The sequence below is a fragment of the Deltaproteobacteria bacterium genome (assembly GCA_018668695.1).
GTDB lineage: Bacteria > Myxococcota > XYA12-FULL-58-9 > XYA12-FULL-58-9 > JABJBS01 > JABJBS01.
The window spans coordinates 1-5,631 of the sequence record JABJBS010000143.1 but is presented as its reverse complement, the minus strand read 5'-3'; the positions used below and the strand labels follow the sequence as shown (position 1 = coordinate 5,631).

At 50.6% G+C, this 5,631-nt stretch carries 5 protein-coding genes; 2 read left to right on the top strand and 3 right to left on the bottom strand.

Features of this window, described 5'->3' with window-relative positions; translation table 11 throughout:
• Together HOK28_07785 and HOK28_07780 are read left to right on the top strand one after the other, a co-directional pair.
• A partial coding sequence (locus HOK28_07785; protein MBT6432973.1) for a hypothetical protein occupies positions 1–1,225 on the top strand: 1,225 nt, incomplete at its 5' end.
• Positions 1,222–2,004 carry an SH3 domain-containing protein gene (locus HOK28_07780; protein ID MBT6432972.1) on the top strand — a complete coding sequence of 261 codons (783 nt, stop codon included), beginning with the start codon at positions 1,222–1,224 and terminating at the stop codon, positions 2,002–2,004. The genes HOK28_07785 and HOK28_07780, both read left to right, overlap by 4 nt.
• A gap of 24 nt (positions 2,005–2,028) precedes the next feature.
• Here the strand turns inward: HOK28_07780 and argS are convergent, their stop codons facing one another.
• The 3 genes from argS to HOK28_07765 all read right to left on the bottom strand — a co-directional run.
• Positions 2,029–3,756: an arginine--tRNA ligase gene (argS, locus tag HOK28_07775; GenBank protein ID MBT6432971.1), complete on the bottom strand. Its 1,728-nt coding sequence runs from the start codon at positions 3,754–3,756 to the stop codon at positions 2,029–2,031.
• A 91-nt stretch (positions 3,757–3,847) separates the two neighbouring features.
• Positions 3,848–4,714: an SDR family oxidoreductase gene (locus HOK28_07770; GenBank protein ID MBT6432970.1), complete on the bottom strand. Its 867-nt coding sequence runs from the start codon at positions 4,712–4,714 to the stop codon at positions 3,848–3,850.
• Positions 4,702–5,631, bottom strand: a 930-nt coding sequence (locus HOK28_07765) for a ribonuclease H-like domain-containing protein (protein MBT6432969.1), incomplete at its 5' end; no start/stop codon positions are given. The genes HOK28_07765 and HOK28_07770, both read right to left, overlap by 13 nt.

The following is a 5,631-nucleotide window of genomic DNA, read 5'->3' as shown; positions in this document are numbered from 1 at the left end:
TGAAGAACTCGGCGAGCAACGAGATTATAATGCGACCATTGGCGGCCAGCAATATGAGGTGTCTGAGGTTAAGCGCGCACTCTTCCCCGCCAAAGCAGGTAAGCTTACCATTCCAAGTTCCCAGATCAACATCGAGATGGTGGTTGAAAACTCCAGACAACAACGTGGCCGAGGACGCGGCTCAGTCTTCGATGGTTTTTTCTCGCGGGGGCAAACCAAACGTAAAACCCTACGAAGCAAACCCATCGAGCTCGTTGTACAAGAGCTGCCACCTGCTCCCCCAAATTTCAGCGGGTTGGTCGGTGAATTCCAAGCCAACGCTAAAATGAGTAAAACGCAGCTTCGGGTGGGTGAAAGCGCAACTCTGACCATCGTGATTTCAGGCAGTGGTAATTGGAAGAGTATTGCAGAGCCTGAACTCGGAGACCTCAGCGCATTTAAAACCTACAGCGACAAGAGCACCAACCATCCCAGTAAAAATAAGAACAACTTTGCTGGTCGTAAAGTATTCAAGCAAGCTTTAGTCCCCCTGCAACCGGGCCCTCAAACCATTGAGCCCTATGTTTTTACTTATTTCTCCCTTCAGCATGGCGAGTATCGCAACGCGAGAACTCGCCGATTCAATTTGAGTGTTGCCCCAGCCACCGAAGCGGAAAATCTCCAACTCACTGAAAACCGTGCTCCTGGCATGGGTAAGGTTGCAGTTAAAGTTCTCGCCGACGACATTCTTCCATTGAAAAAAAGCTTGGCTCAGGTCACGCCGCAAACCAAACCTCTCACTTACGCAATGAAAATGAGCCTGGGACTTGGTTTCCCAGCTTTTGCTTTTTTTGGATTTGCTTGGTTACAACGGCGCCGCGAAGAGGAAGCTTCCGATACAGGGCTAAAACGTAAGCGTATGGCCATGACCCAAGCACGTTCAGACATGAAGGCAATTGCAGAAAGCGAGAACCCACTTGCCGCAGGTTCACGCGTCCTACGCCACTTTCTCGGCAACCAGCTCAACCTAGAAGGCGGCGCACTTACATCCAGTGATGTACACGACACGCTTGTTGATAAAGGCGTCGATGCAGATCTCGCAAAACGCGTTCGTAAGTTTCTATCCGTTTGTGAGATGGCACAATTCGCGGCACCCAGTACGGAAGAGCAATCCTCTCAAAAAGTTGCCGACACCGTGGAGCAGCTTCTGAAGGACCTGCAACAAGCGATTGGAGGCCAGCGATGAAGAGCGCGCTTCAAAAGTGTATAATCACTTCAGTTTTGGCCGTTATGGCACTCAGCGGGCAGGCAGGCGCCGAGACCGCCGCGCTCTCTCAAGATGACGCTACCGGGCGCTACTTAGAGGCCGCAACTCTTTACGAAAAAGGTAAGTACCAAGAAGCCACCGAAGGATTCGAAAGCCTGATTGGTTTTGGTTACGAAAGCGGCGACCTCTACTACAACCTAGGCAACGCAAGACTAAGAAGTGGTAGATTAGGTGAAGCTATTGGTTCGTACTTGCAAGCTCAGCGCCACCTACCCCGGGACGGTGATCTGGCCGCCAATCTTAAGTTTGCCCGGCAAAGCGCTAAAGATGACCTACCTGAATGGAAGACGACGATATTCGAAACCTTGTTCTTCTGGCACCGCGGGCTTAGCCCTAGCGAACTCGGGAACGGCCTTATTATATTGAATGGAATATTTTGGGTATCTTGTCTGATTAGACTTTATCGGCGCCAGGCGGAATGGCTGATGTGGCTTCAACGAACTTCCTTACTGGCGTTACTTGCAATTGGCGTATCGTTCGGTGTGCGAAACTTTACACCCGTTCAAAGAGCCATTGTTCTTCCGGCTGAAGTCTCTATCCGGGCCAGTACTCAAGAAAAGAGTACGGTGCTCTTCAAGCTTCACGAAGGTGCTGAACTGCGTGTGATTGACCAAGAACAAGACTGGGTTCGAGTGAGTCTGCCAGACGACAAACAAGGTTGGGTCGCTTCGCGCCACGTAATGCTCGTGACGCTTTAATTAAGCCCTAAACCACTGGAGGAATTACATCCTCTCCATCATCGGCAGATTGAGGCAAGACATCCCAATCTCGAGCGTACGAGCCGTTGCGGCACAGAGTGTCATCCGTGACCGAAGCATCTCCCCTTCCGATTTTAGGATAGGACATTCAGCGAAGAACTGATTGTACTTTCGGCATACGCCGTAGAGATATTCGCATAAGAGATGCGGTAAGAGTGAATCACCAACTCGGCCAAGTAAATCGGAGAACTTTAAGAGTTCCACAGCGAGCTCGGATTCCTCGTTTGCATCAAGGCTAATTGGCTGCCCGTCAGCTTTAAAAGCGGTCTCATAGCGGCTTGTATACTCTCTGAGAACGGAACGGATACGAACCAAAGTGTATTGTAGATACGGTCCGGTATTACCTTCAGCAGCTAGGAGTTTATCCCAGTCGAATTTGTAGTCAGTTGCTAGGTTCTGAGCGAGGTCAGCATACTTTACTGCTCCAATACCCACCTTTGAAGCCATGGCTTGGTGTTCTTCCGCGCTGGCTTCCGGCCATTTCTCTTCAACCCGTGGCATAATTCTGGCTTGTGCTTCATCGAGCAACGCTGCGAGGCTTACAGTACCTCCATCGCGTGTTTTGAATGGCTTTCCATCGGCCCCAAGCATCATTCCAAATCCAACGTGCTCCATGACCGGGTCAAAGCCCATCCACTTCGCTGTGCTGAAGAGTTGGTCAAAGTGCAAAGACTGCCGCACGTCGACAACATAAATCATACGGTCTGTTTGATGCTCTTTCATACGGTGAGCAACCGTGGCCAGGTCTGTTGTTGAGTAAAGGAAGGCACCATCTTTTTTACGAATCAAAAAAGGTCGTTCGTGGAGCGGTGAGTCTTCGGGGAAAAATACAACCAATGCCCCGTTATCTTCACGAGCGATTTTCTTTTCAATCAGTGTCTCGACCACACCCGGTAAATCGTCGTGGTAGAAACTCTCGCCCTTCCAAGTATCAAACTCGATGTTTAATCGTTCGTAGGTGGCTTCAGCTTCGCGCCGTGAAATCGCAACGAAACGCTCCCAGAGCTTGTGGTTTTCTTCGTCACCAGATTGGAGCTTTGCCAACTCACTTCGGCATGCGTCTGCAATTGCTTCGTCGTCTTTTGATGCAGCCGACCCAGCTTTATAAAGCTCTTCTAGATCTGCAATGGTTGCTTCATCAGGATTGAGATTTTCGGCCTTATTTCGCCAAGCCCAAATCAAGATACCAAATTGAGTACCCCAGTCTCCAACGTGATTATCACCAATGACGTTGTGGCCCACAAATCGTAGAACCCGCACCAAAGCATCGCCAATGATGGTGGACCGTAAGTGCCCAACATGCATTTTCTTGGCTACATTCGGGCTTGAGAAATCCACGACAATGTTCTGCGGATTTTCGATTTTATCTATACCCAGGCGCTCACCGTCAGCCGCAAATCGGCCAATGGTTTCCCCGAGCCAAGCTGGACTCAAACGCAAGTTGATAAATCCCGGTCCAGCAATCTCTGGATCCAGAAACATGCCGTTGCCTTCGAGCTTTTCCATGACCTTCGTGGCCAGCTGACGAGGGTTGGTTTTCAACGTTTTCGCCAGCGGTAAAATACCGTTGATTTGATAGTGCCCGAAACGAGGGTCGTTGGTCTCGCGAACCACGGGATCTGCTTCAGTTTCTAATCCTGCCAAAATAGCTTGGCGAGCAATCGTCTCAAGGGTGGGCAACATGCCGGGCATACGTCGACTCCATCGAAAAAAGGGATGGTTAAGCGCCCTGATTTATAAAACAGGAGCAGCACGGCCACATTTCAAATAGAGGGCTTAAGAGTCAAGCCCCAGAGGCATGATAATCCGCTATAAGTTGTGAATATCCCTCGCGGAAGTCAGGAAAAAGCAACTTATAGCCCGTGGAACGTAAAAGCTCATTGCGACATCGCTTATTCGAGCGCCCCCGCATGGTGTCGTGGCGAGGCTGGTCACTTACCTCAGGAACATCTTGGCCAAGCTTGGCGGCTATAAACCGTAGCACATCATTGTAAGGAGCCGGATCGTCATCAACCCCAAGATAAAGCGGAGCGGGAGCCGGTAAGCTACATAAATGAGCCAAAAACCCAGCACAATCATCCCGATGAATCCGGTTGGTATAGTGCTCTTCGCTGCTCTTAAGCCTTGCAGTGCCGTCGGCCACCGTGCGAATCAAATAGGTTCTCCCTGGCCCGTAAATCCCGCCAAAGCGCACACTTGTGCCGGGAACCTCATATTCCGCTAAAAATTGTTCAGCCTCGAGCATCACCGTGCCCGAATATCCCTGAGGATTGGTTAAAGATGACTCCGTGACATCTTCGCCTCCGACTTGGCCGTAAACGCTCGTACTTGAGGTAAAAAAGACATGCTTGAGTTTACTGCCATTCGATAAGCACGCGTTGAGAACGTTGCGCAGCCCTTCAATATAAGCCTTTCGGTACCCTGCCTCACTTCGGTCACCGGATGCTGCTGCGGTATAATAGACAAGGTCGAGGGACTCAGGCAATACACTCAATGTATTAGGCGACCCAAGATCAGCATCAATTCCCTGAATCGCATTGGGTAACGACGAGCTATCACGCCGTAGGCCCCAAACCTGATGACCGGCTGCCTCAAGGCGAATACCAAGATGGCTTCCCACATCACCACAGCCCGCAATTAAGATGCGCATGCCGGTGCTTCCTGCTCTTTAGCTATTTTTCTTTCCACCCGTTCAACCCGCTTAAGGCTACCGGCCTCCCCTTCAGCCAGCTCCGCCGCTTTTGCGTGTTTCAATGCCTGGTTTAAGGCGCCAAGCTTATGCTCGCATAATTTAGCAAGCATGAGGTGTACCTCGCTTAACCGTTGGGCTTGTTCTAAATCTTTACCCACAAAGGCTAGCCCTTCATCCAGGAGTTCACGAGCTGCCTGCCACGATTTTTCTTTCTGAAGAATTTTAGCGCCAAGTAAACAACCGTCAAGCATCGTCTCCAATGGTGAGTCTGCCCCGGTAAGGTGTGATAGCCACTGCAAAGATGCAGCTCGGTCCTTCGCTCTCATCTGCAAGCGTGCGACGGCCAGAGTTAACCTGGGGTCTTTATCGGCCGTTGGGGATTCAAGGTCGTTGTTGAGTAGGCCCACCATCGCCGCCAAAGCGAGTATATCGTATTCATTGTGTTCTAGAATGGGATCTAACGACAGGCCTTCACCATCTTTGAGGAACTGAAAAAATATTCCGGGAATCATAAAACCCGGCACATCATCTTCGCGCTCGAAGCTTAAGACTTCCTCTTCCATATTCACCAAGCGCATTTGCTCTAGCATGGTCCCATAAACTCTTCGGCAACAATGCAGTAAATCGAGATGCGGGATTTCATCGGCCGCCTTCACGCGGTTTAGAACCCAGCGGTTCCGAATCAATGGCATGTCGTAGGATTTACCATTGTAAGTAACCAGCATGCTTGCCAGCCGTATTCGTTCTGCCACATAGGCAAGCATCGGTGCCTCTTCACCCAGGCGCGGCAACAAAAGCTGCTCCAACACAAATTCACCGGCTTCGAAGTACCCCAGCCCAATCAGGAAAGCGACGGTTCCTGTACCACCGGCGAG